Below are 16,416 nucleotides of genomic sequence, written 5' to 3' on the forward strand. Positions count from 1 at the left end.
TGATCTCGTTCAGCGTTGTTCCGTCTCATTCGGCCTGTGCCGAGGTCTACGGCCTGTGCCGAGGTCTACGGGTACCCGCCCGCTCCGCCCGCATCACCTCATGAGCGATCCGCCCATCGCCCCGATGGCACAACCTGGAACGAGGCATGGGACGACGGCAGCGGGTACGACGGCTTCGCGGTCGCGGAGGCGATCCACACGACGCGCGCGGACGCGGGGGCGAGCGCGTATGTGTACTGGTTCGGCGCGTCGGTGGGCGCCACCCTGGCCCTGGCCGCCTACAGCCGTTTCATCCGGCCCGGAGCGGTACGGGTGGCGGCGGGCTCCGGGGCGGAGGGATTGCGCACGACCGCCTTCCGGAACCGCGACGGACAGCGGGTGCTGGAGATCCTCAGCATCGGTGAGGGCCCGGCGCGGGTGGATTACGTCCTGCGCGGAGCGGGCGGCGGGGACGCGCGGGGCGCGGTCTACCGGACGGATGACACGCATGCGCTCAGCCGGGTCGGGACCGCGCGGGTGCGCGGCGGACGGCTGGCGGCCGAGCTGCCGGGGCGTTCGCTGACGACGGTGGTACTGCCCTAGCGAGCGGTCCGGCGCTCCCCGCCACCGCGTGGCGGGGAGCGCCGGACCGGTGCGTCGGCTGCTCCTGTGCTCCTGTGGACGTCAGTCCTCGAAGGCGACGATCATCTTGCCGGTGTTCTCCCCACGGAGCATCCCGAGGAAGGCCTCCACCGCGTTCTCCACACCCTTGGCGACGGTCTCCCGGTAGTGCAGCTTGCCCTCCCGGATCCAGCCGCCGACCTCCTCGAAGAACTGCGGCTGGAGATGCTGGTGGTCCGCGACCAGCATGCCCTGAATGCGCAGCCGCTTGCCGATGACCAACGCGAGGTTGCGCGGGGCGGGGGTCGGCTCGGTGACGTTGTACTGCGAGATCATGCCGCAGACGGCGATCCGGCCGTGCACCTTGAGGCGGCCGATGGCGGCCTCGAGGTGCTCACCGCCGACGTTGTCGAAGTAGACGTCGATCCCGTCGGGTGCGGCCTCCTTCAGCTGCTCGGCCACCGGGCCCTTCTTGTAGTTGAACGCCGCGTCGAAGCCGTACTCCTCGAGCAGCACCCGGACCTTCTCGTCGCTGCCGGCGCTGCCGATCACCCGGGAGGCGCCCTTGAGCTTGGCGATCTGGCCGACCTCGCTGCCGACCGCGCCCGCCGCGCCGGAGACGAAGACCGCGTCGCCCTCCTTGAAGGACGCGACCTCCAGCAGCCCCGCGTACGCGGTGAGCCCCGGCATGCCCAGCACCCCGAGGTAGGCGGGGAGGGGGGCGGTCTCGGGGTCGACCTTCACCGCGCTCTTGCCGTCCACCACCGCGTACTCACGCCAGCCGCCGAAGTGCAGGACGTGGTCCCCGACGGAGACGCCGTCCACGTTGGAGGCGATGACCTTGCCGACCGCGCCGCCGTCCATGGGCTTGTCCAGCTGGAACGGCGGCGTGTACGACTTCACGTCGTTCATGCGCCCGCGCATGTACGGGTCCACCGACATGTAGAGATTGCGGACCAGCACCTGATCGGGGCCCGGCTCGGAGACCGGGGCCTCGCGCAGCGCGAAGTCCTCCGGCTTCGGCCACCCCTCGGGGCGGGCGACCAGGTGCCATTCACGGCCGGTGGTGGGGATGACGGACATGAAAAGGGGCCTCTCCTAAGCTTCAGCAGTTGAAACAATCATGCTGCTTGATATTTCAGGGTGTCAAGTAAATGGGTACCCTGGTGACCATGACGTCCCGCATCGACCCGCTGACCCTCGAGGTCGTCGAGCTCATCGGCACCATCGTGGCCCGTTATCACCAGGAATACGAGGAGGCGGCGGCCAAGCACTCCCTGACCGGGGCACAGGCCCGGGTGCTGGGCCTGCTGTCCGGCGGCCCGACACCGATGCGCCGCCTCGCCCAGCAGCTGAAGTGCGAACCGTCGAACGTCACCGGGATCGTGGACCGCCTGGAGTCGCGCGGCCTCGCCGAGCGCCGCCTCGACCCGGCCGACCGCCGGGTCAAGCTCGCCGCCGCCACCGAGGCGGGCCGGGAGACCTCCGAACGGCTCCGGGGCTCGCTCGACTTCGCCCGCGAACCGCTGGCGGAGCTCTCGGACGAGGAGCGCACGGTGCTGCGCGACCTGCTCAAGCGGATGCTGGGCGTGGCGCCGTAGCGGCCCCTGGGACGGCCCCTGGGCCCCCTTGGCTAGACGCACCACCACAGGAAGCAGGTTTCCGTGGCCGTCGAGGTCGGCGTCGGTTCGACGGTCGCCGGGGCGGTGGGCCCGGGTTGCGACGGGGAGGTGGGCCGCTGGGTCGCGCCGGGGCCGCCCGGGGCCGGGGCGGAGGCGTCCGGCGGGTCGGAGGAGGAGTCGTCCGGATCGGACGAGGCGTCGCCGCTCCCGTCCTCGGACGTCTCGCCGCCCTCGCCCTCGGCCTCGCCCCCGGACGGGTCGCCGTCCTCACCCTGGCCGCCGCTCCCCGCCGAGGGGGCCGCGCTCGGGCCGCCCGCGTCCTGGCCGCCCGACTCGGCGGAATCCGTCGCCCCGCCGGTGCGGTCGGCCGCCGGCTCCCGCTGTCCGGGCGGGGAGGACTCCCGCCAGTGCCCCTCGGTGGCCAGCTCGGCCACGAACAGCGCGGCCAGCACCGGGCCGAGCACCGCCGCCAGGATCGTCACCCGGCGCCCCCGCCCCCGGCGGGCCCGGCGCGCGCGGCGGCCGATGAGGCCACGGGACTTGGGCTTCCGGCGCGAGGCACGGGCGGCACGCGAGGCGACGGGAGCGGCGGGAGCGGCAGGGGAGGCGACCGGAGAGCCGGGGGACGCCTGCGTACCCGCGTCCGCGTCCGGTGCGGCGAGGGCCGGCCCGGGGTCCTCGACGGGCGTCCCGCAGTCGGGGCAGGAGAGGGCACCGCCCAGAGGGCGGTGACAGGCAGAGCAGTAATCCATTTCGCGGGCAGGTTATGTGACCAACGGAGAGGCCAGCAGGCCGCGGGGTGTGAGGATCCTGTGCAAAGAACCGTACGAACGCCCTCGTCAGCCCCTCCCCCGCCGGTGTCCGGCGCCCGCCCGGCCCCGCCCCGCCGTCGCTCAGCCGGCGAAGGCGGGCTGCGCCAGCCCCTGTCCCGCGCCCTCGATGACCAGCAGCGACCCGGCGAGCGGCGGCGCGGCGGCGCCGAGGCCGACCCGTGCCGAGGTCAGATACAGATCGCGGAGGTCCGCCCCGCCGAAGGCGCAGGCGGTCGGGCGCGGGAACGGAAGCTCCACCACCCGATCGAGTGTCCCGTCGGGGGCGTAGCGGCGGATCGCGGCGCCGTCCCACAGGGCGACCCACACCGCGCCGTCGGCGTCCACGCACAGCCCGTCCGGGAAGCCCGCGCCCTCCTCGATCTCGACGAACGGCCGGCGCCCCGAGACCACCGGACCGTCCGCGCCGTCCGCCACGTCGAGGACGTCGATACGGCGGGTGGGGGTGTCGATGTAGTACATGCGGCGGCCGTCCGGGCTCCAGCCGATGCCGTTGCTGACCGTGACCCGCGGCAGGAACTCCGTACGGGAGCCGTCCGCCCCGATCCGGGAGAGCGTGCCGCCACCGGTCGCCTCGTCGTAGCGCATGGTGCCCGCCCAGAGCGAACCGTCGGGCGCGACCGCGGCGTCGTTGCCCCGGCGGCCGGGGACCGCCTCGCGCAGCAGCCAGCCGAAACCGCCGTCGGGCCCGTACACCCCGATGCCGTCGCGGAGGTTGACCACCAGTCCGCCGCCCGCGCGGGGCTTGGCCGCGCCGACGTGCTGCTCGGTGGCCAGGGTGGTGCGGCGGCCGGTGGCGGGGTCGTAGCCGTGGACGCGGGAGGAGAGGATGTCCACCCAGATCAGCCGCCGGGCGGCGGCGTCCCAGGTGGGTCCCTCGCCGAGCACGGCGTGCGCGCGCACCGCGATCTCGAGCGACGGCCGTGTGCTCATATGTCCCGCCTCCGATGGCCCAGCCGTGCCGACAGTTCTGCCGCACCCTTGGCCGCCAGCTCCTCCAGCTCGGCCTGGCGCTCCTCGCTCCAGCGGATCGTCGGCACCGAGATCGACAGCGCCGCGACCACCTTCCCGGTGGAGTCCCGTACGGGAGCCGCCACGCAGTTCACATCCGGGTTGGACTCCCGCTGCTCGACCGCGACGCCGCGCTCGCGCACGGTGGCGAGGTGGCGGCGCAGTTCGCCGGGGGAGGTGATGCTGTTGTCCGTCATCGCGGCCAGCGGCTGGTCGTCGGGCAGCCGGGCGTCCAGGGCGTCCTCCGGGAGGGAGGCGAGCAGCATCTTGCCGACCGAGGTGCAGTGGGCGGGCAGCCGGCGGCCCGCGGCCGAGACCATGCGGACGGCGTGGGTGGAGTCGACCTTGGCGATGTAGATGACGTCGGCGCCCTCGAGGATGGCGACGTGCACGGTTTCGTCGCAGGTCTCCGCGACGGTCCGGGCCACCTGCCGGCCCTCGGCCGCCAGGTCGAGCTGTTCGGCGTAGCGGCTGCCCAGCTGGTACGGCCGCACCCCGAGCCGGTAGCGGCCGGGCTGGTCGGGTACGTGGACCAGGTAGGAGCGGGCGGCCAGGGTGGTCACCAGCTCATGGACCGTCGTACGGGGCAGTCCCAGCCGCCGGGTGATCTCGGGGGCGGAGAGCGTGCCGTCTCCGTCCAGGAAGAGCTCGAGTATGTCCAGGGCCCGTGTCACCGCGGGCACCAGGCGTCCCATAAGTACTCGCCCTCCGCTTCTGGTCCGGATGCATATGGTTCGCGCGCAGATGTTCGAGATCCCGGCCGATGGCCGGTAAACCGAACACAGGTTACGCATAGCCGTCTTCCTCCGGCAATGGTCCGGCAAAGGCACGATAGGAACCATGGATTCCGCACCGGACTCGTTCCCCACCCCCTTCCCCTTCGTCCTCGTGCTGCTGCGGCGGATGGCCGATCATCAGCCGGGGCTGGTCGAGGACGCGCTGCGCGAGCTGGGCTTCGGGCGTTCGGTGATGCGCGAGGCCAACCGCCGCTGGCAGGCCATGCGGCACGCGTCACGGCGGCGCTCGGCGGTCGCCCGCTACCGCGCCGTACTGGGCCCGCCCGAGTCCACCGCCACCCGCCGGATCGGCGATCTGACCTGTGAGGCGCTGAGCTGGTCCGTGCCGCTGTGGCCGGATCTGCGGTTCGAGGTGCTCACCGCGCCGAACGGGGCGGTGTGGAACGAGTGGCTGGTGCGCGCCCCGGGGGCGCCCGGGGCGACGTTGCGTACGGCCGCCGATCTCGTGCCCTGGTCCTGCACGGTGGACGAGGTGGCGCGCGCCTTCGCGCCCGCGCGGCCGATGGAGGGCTCGGCGCCCACCCGCTGGCGGCTCGCCTTCGACGCATGGGACGGAGAGCACGGGGCGAACGGGGCGAACGGCGAACTCCGCCACTATGTGGCGGAGTTCACCTGGGGATTGCTTCAGCGCGTGGAGAACGTCAGGCCAGCTTCGCCGACAGCGTGATCTCCGTACCGGCGAGCGCCTGGCTCACCGGGCAGTTCTTCTTGGCGTCCTCGGCCGCCGCGACGAACGCGGCCTCGTCCAGGCCCTCCACCGAGCCCTCGACGGTGAGGTGGATACCGGTGATCCCGGTGCCGGGCTGGAAGGTGACCTCGGCCTGGGTGGTCAGCTGGGTGGGCGGGTTGCCCGCCTGGGTGAGGCCGTGCGAGAGCGCCATCGAGAAGCAGCTGGAGTGCGCCGCCGCGATCAGCTCCTCGGGGCTGGTCTTGCCGTTCGCCTGCTCGGCGCGGGACGGCCAGGAGACCGGCTGCTCGCCGATGCCGGAGGAATCGAAGGTGACGGTCCCCTTGCCCTCGGCCAGGTTGCCCTGCCAGACGGTGTGCGCGGTACGCGTCGTAGCCATGCTCGCTGTTCCCTGCTTCCTGTCGGTGACGTCCACCTGCCGGTGGAGCGCCGGATGTGACGTACGGTCGGATGATCATCCGGCGGGGGTGCCGCCCCTTCCGGCCGACCCCGGTCCGGAGATCGCCTCCGAGCCTACGTTCCAGGCGACGACGGCCGGGCGACCATGCTCAGTTCCGAGTCGACTCACGGTCGCGGTGTCCAGCCGGAAGAGCGCGCCGGCGGACGGGGGCAGCCCCAGCCGGCGGGCGGTGAGCACCCGCAGCACATGGGCGTGGGCCACCAGCACCACATCGGCGCCGTCCGCCGCGTCCAGCTCGGGCGCGATCCGGGCGAGCACCCGGTCCACCCGGGCCCCGATCCGCTCGGGCGACTCCCCCGGGTGGCCGGCTTCGCCCGGTGGGACGCCGTCGGTCCACAGGTTCCAGCCGGGGCGGGTGCGGTGGATCTCGGGGGTGGTGACGCCCTCGTAGCCGCCGTAGTCCCATTCGTGCAGCTCGGGCTCGGTCGTGAGGTCCTCGAGCCCGGCGAGCCGCGCGGTCCGCACGGCCCGCTCCATGGGGCTCACCAGGGTCAGCCCGATCTTGCGCGCGGCGAGCAGCGGGCGCAGCGCGCGCGCCTGCTCCTCGCCGTGCGCCGTCAGGGGCATATCGGTCCAGCTGGTGTGCTTCCCCGACCGGCTCCACTCGGTTTCGCCGTGCCGGATCAGCAGCAGCTCAGCCATTGCGGTCGGACGCCTTCTCCTCGTCGATCGCCCGCTTCTCGTTCGCGGCGGCCGCGATGGAAGCGCGCACCGCGTCCATGTCGAGGTCGCGGGCCTGGCCGATGACGTCCTCCAGGGCCGGCTCGGGGAGGGCGCCGGGCTGGGCGAAGACCGCGATGTTGTCGCGCACGATCATCAGCGTGGGGATGGACTGGATGTCGAAGGCGGCGGCCAGCTCGGGCTGGGCCTCGGTGTCGACCTTGGCGAACAGCAGATCCTGGTGGCGCTCCGCGGCCTTCTCGTAGACGGGCGCGAACATCCGGCACGGCCCGCACCAGGAGGCCCAGAAGTCGATCAGGACGAACGCGCTTCCGGACACGATGTCGTCGAAGTTGTCCTTGGTGAGCTCGACGGTGCTAGTGCTCATGCCTGCGTTACCCGCTTCCGTACGTCGGCAGATGCCTCGTGCACGGTAACCCCGCCGCCGCCGTCCGTTATTCCGGCCGGAAACGGATGCCGAGATCGGCGGGGGTGAAGCGGCGTACGTCCCGGGTGGACAGCCCGTGGCCGGTCCCCCGCAGGACCCAGAAGCCACCCGTTCGGCCGCGGTCGTAGCCGGGCGCGGCGGCGATCACGTCGTCGTGGCCGTCGCCGTCGACGTCGAGCAGCGGGGGCTGGGGGGCGAAGCCGTCGGAGCCGTACGGAGCGGGCCGGCCGGGCACGCCCGGGGTGTCCAGGTCGACGGTCTGCTCCCCGCCGTCCTCCTGGTGCGCGCCCGCGGCCGGGTCGTACTCGCCACCGCTCCCGCGCCGGGACCCGGGCAGCAGGGTGAGCCGGCCGTTGCCGTGGTTCTTCTCCGGGGTGGCCACCACGAGGTCGGGACGGCCGTCGCCGGTGATGTCGCCCACGGCCGGGGAGCCGCCGAAGCCATCGCCGCGCCGCGCGTCGCCGGGCAGGCCAGGACCGGACGGGTCGACGGTGAGCTCCGAACGCCCCCTGCCCAGCCCGGACCTGGCGCCGTGCACGACGGTGAGCCGGCCGGAGCCGCGGTGCGGGCCGGGGCCGAGGGTCCCCTGGCCGGGCGCGAGCAGATCGTCGATCCCGTCGTGGTCGGCGTCCCCGGCCGCGGGCTCGCGCGGACCGTCCTCCGTGCCGAGGGCGTGGGCCAGCCGCGCCTCGGGCCGCTTGTCCCGCACCAGGCCCTCGGGCCCGCCCCGGTAGTGGGCCACGGGTGGGTCGAGGGGGGCGGTGTCGTCGGATTCCGGCTGATCCGGCTGTTCGGGCTGCTCCGGCTGCTCCGGCTGCTCGGTGTCGTAGCGGTAGGTCAGCACCACGTCGGTGCGGTGGTCACCGTCGAAGTCCCCGGCGGTGGCGGTGGCGGGCGCGGTACGGCGGTGCCGGCCGGTGGGGAGCGCGGCGGTACGGGCCGGACGGGGCGTGGCACGCCCCGACCCGAACGCCCCGAACGGCCCGTACAGCACACGCACCGCGCCCCGGCCGTCGGCCGCCGAGGCCAGCAGGTCGGCGGCGCCGTCCCCGTCGAAGTCCCCCACGGCCAGGGACAGGAATCCGGTCGCGCCACCGCGCAGCGGGCGTGGGGCGGCCAGCCCACGGGGGCCGCCGCGCAGCACCACCGTCTCCCCGGTCCGCGCGGACCGTGGTGTCCTCCCGTGCCGGAAACGCGCCGTCACCAGGTCGGTGAATCCGTCCCCGTCGAGGTCGGTCCGCAGCGGCGACCCCACGTAGTCGTCCTCGGCGCCGTCGACGACGAGGCGGTGCCGTGGGTCCAGGCCCCGCGCCGAGCCGTAGACGACCGCCAGCCGGGCGGGCAGCGGTCCCCGGGAGGTGCTGGTGGGGCGGATGGTGGTGGCGAAGTCGTCGTAGCCGTCGCCGTTGAAGTCCCCGAGCGACGCGGCGGCCGCCCCCTTCGTGGCCCCCTCCCCCTCCCCCGGCTTCCGGCCGCCATGGCCGCCCTTGCTGCACCCGGCGAGCAGCAGCACGGCGGACACGGCCACGGCGGCGACGGGGACGAGCGAACGCACGGCGGCGCCTCCGAGGCGGATCGGCACGGGTACGGACATCGGCAGGGATACGGACAGGGGTTCATCGCTCAAGGACTCCACGCGGCGCTCTCAGGTTGCTCCGCGCGCCCCCGCGGAACCCCGTACGCCCCCACGGAATGCACGCGACACCGGGCGCCGAGGTTGCGATCATGGCGGGGGCCTCGCTCTGGGCGGGGAACTGGACGCGTCACGAGCAACTGGACGAGGAGGAGGCGATCCGCGATGCCGGCCGTACCCGCCGATCCGACGGTGCTGCACCCGATGCCCGAGCAGCCGCGGGTGGTGCTGCTGAAACCGCTGGTCACCTCGCCACTGATCGAGGTCGGGGAGTTCTCGTACTACGACGACCCGGATGACCCCACCGCGTTCGAGACCCGCAACGTGCTGTACCACTACGGGCCCGAGCGGTTGGTCATCGGGAAGTTCTGCGCACTGGGTGAAGGGGTGCGGTTCATCATGAACGGCGCCAACCACCGCATGGACGGCCCCTCCACCTTTCCCTTCCCCATCATGGGCGGTTCGTGGGCCGACCACTTCGACCTGATCACCGGCCTGCCGGGCCGGGGCGACACCGTGGTCGGCAATGACGTCTGGTTCGGCTACCGGGCGACGGTGATGCCCGGCGTCCGCATCGGCCACGGCGCGATCATCGCCTCCGGTTCGGTGGTCGTGGACGACGTGCCCGACTACGGCGTCGTCGGCGGCAATCCGGCCCGGCTCCTCCGCCGCCGCTACGACGACGAGGACATCGCCCGGCTGCTGGCCCTGGCCTGGTGGGACTGGCCGCCCGAGCACCTCACCGCCCACCTCCGCACGATCATGTCCGGAAGCGTGACCGACCTCGAGGCGGCGGCCCCGCGCCAGAACTAGCCAGGTGTGCGCTGTCCGGGGCCGTCGGCCGCCGCGGCAGCGGCGTAGCGGCGGGCCAGCTGCGCGAAGGCTTCCTTGAGTTCGGGCGGCCCGATGACCTCGATATCGGCGTCGAACCTGCCGATGGTGGCGGCCAGTCCGGGCCACGACCACGCCTCCAGGACCAGCCGGCAGCGGTCCGGACCGAGTGCCTCGACGACTCCGTCGCCGGCGAAGGGGGAGACCTCGGCGGCGGGCAGGTCGAGGATCACCTCGCCACGGCAGGGCCAGCCGCCGGGCCCGTCGGCACCCTGGAACCGGCCGAGGATGAAGGCGGCCACGTCCCCGCCGGGCACCTCGCGCGGGGTGAAACGGGGCCCGGTGGGGGTGCGCGGGGTGATCCGGTCGACGCGGAAGGTGCGCCAGCCCTCGCGGTCGAGGTCCCACGCGAGCAGATACCAGCGCCCGCCCCAGGTGACGAGATGATGCGGCGCCACTCTGCGCGGCGCACCCGCGACGGCCCCGGTACCGGCCGCCCCCGCCGGTGAAGCCGCACCCGACGCAGAAGCCTCCTCCGGCGGGGAAGCCGCCCCCGACGCAGAAGCCTCCTCCGGCGGGGAGGCCGCCCCCGACGCAGAAGCCACCCCAGGCAGGGAAGCCGCCCCCGCCCGGGAAACCGCCCCCGGCGGGGACGCCGCCCCCGACGCAGAAGCCACCCCAGGCAGGGAAGCCGCCCCCGCCGGGGAAGCCGCCCCCGGCCGGGAAGCCGCCCCCGCCGGGGAAGCCGCCCCCGGCCGGGAAGCCGCCTCCGGCGGAGAAGCCGCACCCGGCGGAGAAGCCGCACCCGACTGGGACGCCGCACCCGACGCAGAAGCCTCCTCCGGCCGGGAGGCCGCACCCGACGCAGAAGCCACCCCAGGCTGAGAAGCCGCCCCCGCCGGGGAAGCCGCCCCCGGCCGGGAAGCCGCTCCCGGCGGGGAGGCCCCTCCCCCCGGGGAAGCCGCTCCCGCCCAGGAAGCCGCCTCCGGCGGGGTGGCGGGGGTGTAGTCGAAGCGCAGGACCTCGCGGGCGCGGACGGCTGTGCTGAGCGCCATGAGGACCTGCGGGTCGGCCCGTGGATGCGGCCGGTCCCACGGACGTTCGACGGCGGTGATCTGGAGCGCGTCGACGCGGTGCCGCAGCCGTGCGGGCATGACCTGCCGGACGGTGTTCAGGGCGCGCGCCGCCGCGTCCTCGATCCCGGCGCCGGTGGTGAGGGCGGTCTGGAGCGCGACGGCGAGGGCGACGGCCTGCTCGTCGTCGAACAGCAGCGGGGGCAGCTCCGCGCCCGCGCCGAGCCGGTAGCCCCCGTCGGGGCCCTTGGTGGCCACGATGGGGTAGCCGAGTTCACGCAGGCGGTCGACATCGCGGCGCACGGTGCGCGGGCTGATCTCCAGCCGCTCGGCCAGCAGCTGCCCCGGCCAGTCGCGGCGTGCCTGGAGCAGCGAGAGCAGGGACAGCAGTCGCGCTGACGTCTTCGGCATGACTCCCATTCTGTCCCGAGTAGCGGCCACAACCTGTCCGCTACCTCTGTGAGTGTTGTCTCCGTCAGACGACGAGAACGACCAGAAGGACCCGATCACCGTGACCGCCACCGCCACCACCACACCCCCCGCCACCCTCGACGCCGAGCGGGCCGATCTGCTCGCCGAGCTCACCGCCGCGCGCTCCGCCCTGATCAAGAGCGTGCAGGGGCTCAGCGACGAGCAGGCCGGTGAGCGCCCGACGGTCAGCGCGCTCTGCCTGGGCGGGCTGATCAAGCACGTCGCGTTCATCGAGGAAGGCTGGATGCGCTTCGTCCTCGAGGGCCCGTCGGCGCTGCGTTACGACCTGCCCGAGGGTGTCACCTGGGCCGACCTCATGGGCGGTACCGCGAAGGAGTTCCCCCAGTGGGCGATCGACAACCAGAACAACTTCCAGATGCTGCCCGGTGACACGCTGGCCGGGGTGCTCGAGCGCTACGAGCAGGTGGCCGCCCGGAGCGCGGAGGTCATCTCCACCGTCCCCGACCTGTCGGCGACGCACCCGCTGCCGGAGGCGCCCTGGAACGAGCCGGGTGCGGAACACAGCGTGCGCCGGGTGATCATGCACGTCATCGCCGAGACCGCCCAGCACGCCGGGCACGCGGACATCATCCGCGAGACGCTCGACGGGCAGACGTCCAGCTGACCGCTTCCCGGAACCGCTCGGCGCCGCGCTGGCGACGGCCGTCACCTGCGCGGCGCCGGAATCCATGAGCCAAGGAACCGAAGGGAAACGGCGCGACCGTGAAGACACGTGAGCTGGGGCGTACCGGTATCCAGGTCAGCGCCTACTGCCTGGGCACCATGAAGTTCGGTCAGGTGGGCAATCCCGACCACGACGACTGCGTCCGGATCATCCACCGGGCGCTGGACGCGGGGATCAACGTCATCGACACCGCCGATGTGTACGGCCCGCACGGGGAGTCCGAGGACATCGTCGGCAAGGCGCTGCGCGGGCGGCGCGACGACATCGTGCTGGCCACCAAGGTCAACGGCAGGATGGGCGAGGACCCCAACCGCGGCGGCAGCTCCCGGCGCTGGATCATCGCCGAGGTGGAGCACTCGCTGCGGCGGCTGCGGACCGACCACATCGACCTCTACCAGATCCATCACCCCGATCCGCGGACCGATCTCGAGGAGACCCTCTCCGCCCTCACCGACCTGGTGCGCAGCGGCAAGGTACGGGCGATCGGGTCGTCCAACTTCCCGGCCTCGGAGATCGTCGAGGCGCAGTGGGTCGCGGACCGGCGCGGGCTCCAGCGGTTCCGTACCGAGCAGCCCACGTACTCCCTCCTCAACCGCGGCATCGAGCACGAGATCCTGCCCGTCTGCCAGCGGTACGGCATGGGCACGCTGGTCTGGAGCCCGCTGGCGATGGGCCTGCTCAGCGGCCGTTACCGCAAGGGCCGAACCGTGCCGCCGCAGGACGCGCGGATGCGCTGGGTGCCCCGGCACATGACCGACGAGCGCAAACTCGACGCCGTGGAGCGGCTCATCCCGCTGGCCGAGGAGGCCGGCCTGTCGCTGACCCACCTCGCGATGGCGTTCGCCATCACCCACCCCGGCGTCACCTCGGCCATCATCGGGCCGCGCACCATGGAGCAGCTCGACGACCTCCTGGCCGGCGCCGGAACCACTCTCGACGACGAACTCCTGGACCGGATCGACGAGATCGCGCCGCCCGGAACCGACATCGGCCCGATCGACGTGTCCTACACCCCACCGGCCGTCGAACGCGCCGCGCTGCGCCGCCGCCCGGCCGGGGAACGCGCCGCGGTGGCCCGATGACCGTCCTGGGCACCCGGGCGCTGAACCGCGCGACGCTCGCCCGGCAGTTGCTGCTCGACCGCGCCGACGTACCGGTCCACGACGCCGTCGGGCACCTGTGCGGTATGCAGGCGCAGGAGCCGCAGGAGCCGTTCGTCGGGCTGTGGTCGCGGCTGCGCGCGTTCGACCCGGCGGACCTCTCGGATCTGCTGGTCCGGCGCGCTCTGGTGCGGACCCACCTCATGCGCCGCACCGTCCACCTGCTCACCGCCGAGGACACCCTGGCCTGGCGGGCCCGCCACGGCACCATGCTGCGCCAGCGGGTGCTCGGCACCTACCGCCGCGAGTTCGAGGGGGTCGACCTCGACGAACTCGCCGTGGCGGGCCGGGCGGTGATGGCCGACGGCGAACCCCGCTCGATGGCCGAGCTGGTGCGGGTGCTGGCCGACCGCTGGCCGGCCCCCGCACCGCGGGCACTGGGCGAGATGGTGATCGCCGCCCTCGTGCCGATGGCGCAGACGCCCCCGCGCGGGCTGTGGCGCACCAGGGCGGGGGTGCGCAACGTCCTGCTCTCCTCCTGGCTGGGCCGGGAGGCCGACCCGCCCGCCCCGGACGGCTCCGACCCGGTCGGCCAGGCGCTGGTACGGCGCTATCTGGCCGCCTTCGGCCCCGCGGCCTCGGCCGATGTGCGCGCCTGGTGCGGCCTGGCCGGGCTGCCGGCCGCGGTGGCCGCGATCCGCGAGGAGCTGGTCACCTTCCGCGACGAGCGCGGGCGCGAGCTGCTCGACCTGCCCGACGCGCCGCGCCCGGACCCCGACACGCCCGCCCCGGTGCGGTTCCTGCCGGCGTTCGACAACGCGATCCTCGGATACCACGACCGCGGCCGGATCATCGACGACGCCCACCGCGGCCTGTCGGTCGCCGGCGAGCGCGTGGTGCTGGTCGACGGCCGGGTCGCGGCGACCTGGAAGGTCGAGGCGGATACGGTGGCCGTCACCCCGTTGCGCCGCCTCTCCCCGGCCGAGTGCGCCACCGTCGCCGAGGAGGGGCGGGAGCTGGCGTCGTTCCTCTCCGACAGCGCGAGCGACCGGGTGCGGGTCGCCGCGTCGCCGGGCTGACCCGGAACGCGCACCGGCCCCGCCCCGCCCGGGTCAGCCTTCGAGACTCAGGTACAGGCGGGTGCCCCGGGGCTCGTAGCCGACCCGTTCGTAGACGCGGCGGGAGCCCTCACCCGAGTACTCCAGCCATACCGACCGGGCTCCTCGCGCGAACATCGCCTCGGTCAGCGCGGCGGTGACCGAGGCGGCGATGCCCCGGCCCCGGAAGGCGGGCCGGGTGCCCACGCCCGCCAGTTCCGCGGTGCCCACGGCGGGCGCCGAGCAGGTGGCCGCACCGGCGCAGCCGCCGTCGGGGGCGCGGACGAACCGGACCGCGCCCCCGCCCTCCTGGACGCGGCGCAGCCGGTCCGCCCCCTCGGGGGAGGCGGCGAACTCGCCGAACGCCTCGGACAGCGCGGCGTCGATCGCCCGGTAGTCCTCGTCCGTGGCCGGGACCGCCACCGGGACGGCCGCCGTGCCGCGCGGGATGGTGAGCCGTTCCGGGGTGCAGACCAGATACGCGTGCACCGCCTCCACGGTGAACCCCGCCGCGCGCAGCGCGGGCTCCACGGCGGGTGCGGCGTCCGGCGCGAACTCAAGCCGGGGCTTGAGACCGCGCACCCGGAACGCCTCGATCAGCTCCTGCACGTCCCGGGCGGTGGGCCGGGCGGCGGGCAGCGGGGTCGCGTAGTTGATGTACGGGCTGGTGGTGCCGGGGTCGAACCCCGCCACGAAGCCCCCGGCCTCGATGAGCACGGGGCGGCGGCGGAGGTTGGCGACGGCGAAGCCTTGGACGTCGGTGCCCATGGTGATGTGACCTCACGAAGAAAGGCGGAGAAGAGCGACGACAACGCGTGGTGCGCGCGGACGTGGGGCCGCCGTGAGGAGACGGTGTGGCACCGAGCGGTCAGTGCCGACGGCGGCCGCTGGGGGACGCCGAGTTCATGGGCTTCAGTCCTTCAGGGTGCGGAAAACGCGGTGGTGGTCCGGCAGATCGTACGCGATCCTCCCGACCCCGCGTCAGGATTCTTTCCGCGGTTCAAGGAGCGGCGTTTCGAGGAGCGGTTCGAGGAGGTGTCACTGCCGGGCCGCCGCCTTCGTGGTGGCCTCCTGGGCGCGCGGGGTGACCGTGGCGTGCTCGTCGGCGGATTCGATGTCGCGGCGCCGGGTCTCGGGGCCCGCGGCGAGTGCGATGAGGGTGAGCACCGTCAGCAGCGCCATGTACGCGGCCACCGACCACCAGTGGCCGGACCACGCGAGCAGGGAGGTCGCGATCAGCGGCAGGAAACCTCCCGCCAGCACCGAGCCGATCTCTCGCGCGAAGCCGAACCCGGCGAGCCGGTTCCTGGTCTCGAACAGTTCCGCGAACCAGGCCGCCTGCGGCGCGAGCATCGCCGGGTAGCAGATGCCGAGCCCCACCACGAACGCGACGATGACGGCCACCGGTTCGCGGGTCTCCAGGAGCAGGAAGAACGGCACGATCCACAGCGCCGACGCGATCGCACCTGCCGCGTACACCGGACGCCGTCCCCACCGGTCGGACAGCCACGCGAACAACGGCACCCCGGCCACCTGCACGGCCGACGCGATGATCACCGCGGTCAGTCCCAGGGACTCGGCCAGGTGCAGCTCCCGGGTCAGGAACGCGACCGCGAAAACGGGGAACAGATAGGCGAAACCGTTCTCGGCGAAGCGGGCACCGACGACGACGAGGAAGCTCCTGGGCTGCTGCCGCAGTGCAGAGAAGAGCGACACCTTGGCCTCCTCGGCCCGTTGCGCCTTCTCGAACGCCGGGGACTCGGCCACCCCGGTACGGACGAAGTAGCCGATCGCGAGCATCACGATCCCCAGCAGGAACGGAACCCGCCAGCCCCACTGGCGGAACTGCTCGTCGGGCAGCAGCAGGAACAGCTGGTAGATCCCGGTGGCCAGCAGGGTGGCGAGGGCGAATCCGGCGGGGGCCCACGCCGCGGCCAGTCCGCGCCGCCGCTGGTCGCCGTGTTCGACCGACAGCACCACGGCGCCGGCGTATTCGCCGCCCGCGCCGAACCCCTGCACCAGCCGGAGCACGATCAGCAGCACCGGCGCCCAGACCCCGACGGTCTCGTACGTGGGCAGGACACCGATCAGTGCTGTGGCGACACCCATCAGCACGATCGTCAGCATCAGCATGGTCTTGCGGCCGAGCCGGTCGCCGAGGTTGCCCAGCACGATGCCGCCCAGCGGGCGCGCCAGGAAGCCGACCGCGTAGGTGGCGAACGTGGCCAGGGTGCCCGCCATCGGGCTGATCGCGGGAAAGAACAGCTTGTTGAGGACGAGCGCGGCGGCCGTACCGTAGATCAGGAAGTCGTACCACTCGAGCGTGGTGCCGACGAGCGCCGCGATCCCGGCTCTGCGGGCCTGCCGTCTGGTGTCGGTCATGGGGGCCTCTTCGTTCGGTGCGGGTGCG

At 73.4% G+C, this 16,416-nt stretch carries 17 protein-coding genes and 2 pseudogenes; 7 read left to right on the top strand and 12 right to left on the bottom strand.

Annotation, left to right across the window (positions count from 1 at the left end; translation table 11 throughout):
* Positions 1-36: 36 nt before the first annotated feature.
* Positions 37-582: a glycoside hydrolase family 30 beta sandwich domain-containing protein gene (locus tag N6H00_RS13010; RefSeq protein WP_268971816.1), complete on the top strand. Its 546-nt coding sequence runs from the start codon at positions 37-39 to the stop codon at positions 580-582.
* 81 nt (positions 583-663) lie between these two features.
* Here N6H00_RS13010 and N6H00_RS13015 read toward each other — a convergent pair whose 3' ends face one another.
* Positions 664-1,683: an NADP-dependent oxidoreductase gene (locus tag N6H00_RS13015; protein WP_268971817.1), complete on the bottom strand. Its 1,020-nt coding sequence runs from the start codon at positions 1,681-1,683 to the stop codon at positions 664-666.
* An 89-nt stretch (positions 1,684-1,772) separates the two neighbouring features.
* Here N6H00_RS13015 and N6H00_RS13020 point away from each other — a divergent pair, with 89 nt between their 5' ends.
* Complete coding sequence (locus tag N6H00_RS13020; protein WP_268971818.1) at positions 1,773-2,201, top strand: MarR family winged helix-turn-helix transcriptional regulator; 429 nt, start codon at positions 1,773-1,775, stop codon at positions 2,199-2,201.
* 32 nt (positions 2,202-2,233) lie between these two features.
* Here N6H00_RS13020 and N6H00_RS13025 read toward each other — a convergent pair whose 3' ends face one another.
* The 3 genes from N6H00_RS13025 to N6H00_RS13035 form a co-directional block, all read right to left on the bottom strand.
* Positions 2,234-2,974 carry an SCO2400 family protein gene (locus tag N6H00_RS13025; protein ID WP_268971819.1) on the bottom strand — a complete coding sequence of 247 codons (741 nt, stop codon included), beginning with the start codon at positions 2,972-2,974 and terminating at the stop codon, positions 2,234-2,236.
* A 141-nt stretch (positions 2,975-3,115) separates the two neighbouring features.
* On the bottom strand, positions 3,116-3,985 hold the full coding sequence (locus N6H00_RS13030; protein ID WP_268971820.1) for an SMP-30/gluconolactonase/LRE family protein: 870 nt from the start codon (positions 3,983-3,985) through the stop codon (positions 3,116-3,118).
* Positions 3,982-4,758 (bottom strand): IclR family transcriptional regulator, encoded by a 777-nt coding sequence (locus N6H00_RS13035; protein ID WP_268971821.1) that lies wholly within the window; start codon positions 4,756-4,758, stop codon positions 3,982-3,984. The genes N6H00_RS13030 and N6H00_RS13035 overlap by 4 nt, the downstream gene beginning before the upstream one ends.
* Before the next feature lie 145 nt (positions 4,759-4,903).
* Here N6H00_RS13035 and N6H00_RS13040 point away from each other — a divergent pair, with 145 nt between their 5' ends.
* Positions 4,904-5,527, top strand: coding sequence for a hypothetical protein (locus N6H00_RS13040; protein ID WP_268971822.1), 624 nt, complete (start codon positions 4,904-4,906; stop codon positions 5,525-5,527).
* On the opposite strand, the gene N6H00_RS13045 is transcribed toward N6H00_RS13040, so the two are convergent.
* The 4 genes from N6H00_RS13045 to N6H00_RS13060 all read right to left on the bottom strand — a co-directional run bounded on the left by N6H00_RS13045 (position 5,502) and on the right by N6H00_RS13060 (position 8,743).
* Positions 5,502-5,927 carry an OsmC family peroxiredoxin gene (locus N6H00_RS13045; RefSeq protein WP_268971823.1) on the bottom strand — a complete coding sequence of 142 codons (426 nt, stop codon included), beginning with the start codon at positions 5,925-5,927 and terminating at the stop codon, positions 5,502-5,504. The two genes, N6H00_RS13040 and N6H00_RS13045, sit on opposite strands and share 26 nt — an antisense overlap.
* A 75-nt stretch (positions 5,928-6,002) precedes the next feature.
* Positions 6,003-6,650, bottom strand: a complete 648-nt coding sequence (locus N6H00_RS13050; RefSeq protein ID WP_268971824.1) for a histidine phosphatase family protein — start codon at positions 6,648-6,650, stop codon at positions 6,003-6,005.
* Positions 6,643-7,056 carry a thioredoxin gene (gene trxA / locus N6H00_RS13055; RefSeq protein WP_268971825.1) on the bottom strand — a complete coding sequence of 138 codons (414 nt, stop codon included), beginning with the start codon at positions 7,054-7,056 and terminating at the stop codon, positions 6,643-6,645. The genes N6H00_RS13050 and trxA overlap by 8 nt, the downstream gene beginning before the upstream one ends.
* A 67-nt stretch (positions 7,057-7,123) precedes the next feature.
* On the bottom strand, positions 7,124-8,743 hold the full coding sequence (locus N6H00_RS13060; protein ID WP_268971826.1) for an FG-GAP and VCBS repeat-containing protein: 1,620 nt from the start codon (positions 8,741-8,743) through the stop codon (positions 7,124-7,126).
* Between the two features lie 171 nt (positions 8,744-8,914).
* On the opposite strand from N6H00_RS13060, the gene N6H00_RS13065 reads away from it, so the two are divergent.
* The gene (locus N6H00_RS13065; protein ID WP_268971827.1) at positions 8,915-9,562 is read left to right on the top strand and encodes a CatB-related O-acetyltransferase; all 648 of its coding nucleotides are present in this window, start codon (positions 8,915-8,917) and stop codon (positions 9,560-9,562) included.
* Here the strand turns inward: N6H00_RS13065 and N6H00_RS13070 are convergent.
* Positions 9,559-10,089, bottom strand: a pseudogene (locus tag N6H00_RS13070) (helix-turn-helix transcriptional regulator); the annotation flags it as partial. The gene N6H00_RS13065 and the pseudogene N6H00_RS13070 sit on opposite strands and share 4 nt — an antisense overlap.
* Before the next feature lie 468 nt (positions 10,090-10,557).
* Positions 10,558-11,064: pseudogene (locus tag N6H00_RS13075) on the bottom strand (helix-turn-helix transcriptional regulator); the annotation flags it as partial.
* A gap of 100 nt (positions 11,065-11,164) precedes the next feature.
* Here N6H00_RS13075 and N6H00_RS13080 point away from each other — a divergent pair.
* From N6H00_RS13080 to N6H00_RS13090, 3 genes are all read left to right on the top strand, one after another.
* Entirely contained in the window at positions 11,165-11,749 is a 585-nt protein-coding gene (locus N6H00_RS13080) for a DinB family protein (protein WP_443073210.1), read from the top strand.
* 98 nt (positions 11,750-11,847) lie between these two features.
* Positions 11,848-12,891, top strand: a complete 1,044-nt coding sequence (locus N6H00_RS13085) for an aldo/keto reductase (RefSeq protein ID WP_268971828.1) — start codon at positions 11,848-11,850, stop codon at positions 12,889-12,891.
* Positions 12,888-13,988, top strand: a complete 1,101-nt coding sequence (locus N6H00_RS13090; protein WP_268971829.1) for a winged helix DNA-binding domain-containing protein — start codon at positions 12,888-12,890, stop codon at positions 13,986-13,988. The genes N6H00_RS13085 and N6H00_RS13090 overlap by 4 nt, the downstream gene beginning before the upstream one ends.
* Positions 13,989-14,021: 33 nt before the next feature.
* Here the strand turns inward: N6H00_RS13090 and N6H00_RS13095 are convergent, their stop codons facing one another.
* Entirely contained in the window at positions 14,022-14,774 is a 753-nt protein-coding gene (locus tag N6H00_RS13095; protein ID WP_268971830.1) for a GNAT family N-acetyltransferase, read from the bottom strand.
* Between the two features lie 270 nt (positions 14,775-15,044).
* A complete protein-coding gene (locus N6H00_RS13100; RefSeq protein WP_268971831.1) occupies positions 15,045-16,388 on the bottom strand; it encodes an MFS transporter in 1,344 nt (447 codons plus the stop codon).
* Positions 16,389-16,416: the final 28 nt, after the last annotated feature.

Source organism: Streptomyces sp. S465 (assembly GCF_026898115.1).
In the GTDB taxonomy this organism is placed as follows: Bacteria; Actinomycetota; Actinomycetes; order Streptomycetales; family Streptomycetaceae; genus Streptomyces; species Streptomyces luomodiensis.

Excerpts from the sequence above, each read along its gene's own strand:
- N6H00_RS13030 (WP_268971820.1), bottom strand. The coding sequence starts at position 3,985 with ATGAGCACACGGCCGTCGCTCGAGATCGCGGTGCGCGCGCACGCCGTG.
- N6H00_RS13065 (WP_268971827.1), top strand. The coding sequence starts at position 8,915 with ATGCCGGCCGTACCCGCCGATCCGACGGTGCTGCACCCGATGCCCGAG.
- N6H00_RS13050 (WP_268971824.1), bottom strand. The coding sequence starts at position 6,650 with ATGGCTGAGCTGCTGCTGATCCGGCACGGCGAAACCGAGTGGAGCCGG.
- N6H00_RS13035 (WP_268971821.1), bottom strand. The coding sequence starts at position 4,758 with ATGGGACGCCTGGTGCCCGCGGTGACACGGGCCCTGGACATACTCGAG.
- N6H00_RS13100 (WP_268971831.1), bottom strand. The coding sequence starts at position 16,388 with ATGACCGACACCAGACGGCAGGCCCGCAGAGCCGGGATCGCGGCGCTC.
- N6H00_RS13040 (WP_268971822.1), top strand. The coding sequence starts at position 4,904 with ATGGATTCCGCACCGGACTCGTTCCCCACCCCCTTCCCCTTCGTCCTC.
- N6H00_RS13020 (WP_268971818.1), top strand. The coding sequence starts at position 1,773 with ATGACGTCCCGCATCGACCCGCTGACCCTCGAGGTCGTCGAGCTCATC.
- N6H00_RS13095 (WP_268971830.1), bottom strand. The coding sequence starts at position 14,774 with ATGGGCACCGACGTCCAAGGCTTCGCCGTCGCCAACCTCCGCCGCCGC.
- N6H00_RS13025 (WP_268971819.1), bottom strand. The coding sequence starts at position 2,974 with ATGGATTACTGCTCTGCCTGTCACCGCCCTCTGGGCGGTGCCCTCTCC.
- N6H00_RS13045 (WP_268971823.1), bottom strand. The coding sequence starts at position 5,927 with ATGGCTACGACGCGTACCGCGCACACCGTCTGGCAGGGCAACCTGGCC.
- trxA (WP_268971825.1), bottom strand. The coding sequence starts at position 7,056 with ATGAGCACTAGCACCGTCGAGCTCACCAAGGACAACTTCGACGACATC.
- N6H00_RS13015 (WP_268971817.1), bottom strand. The coding sequence starts at position 1,683 with ATGTCCGTCATCCCCACCACCGGCCGTGAATGGCACCTGGTCGCCCGC.
- N6H00_RS13090 (WP_268971829.1), top strand. The coding sequence starts at position 12,888 with ATGACCGTCCTGGGCACCCGGGCGCTGAACCGCGCGACGCTCGCCCGG.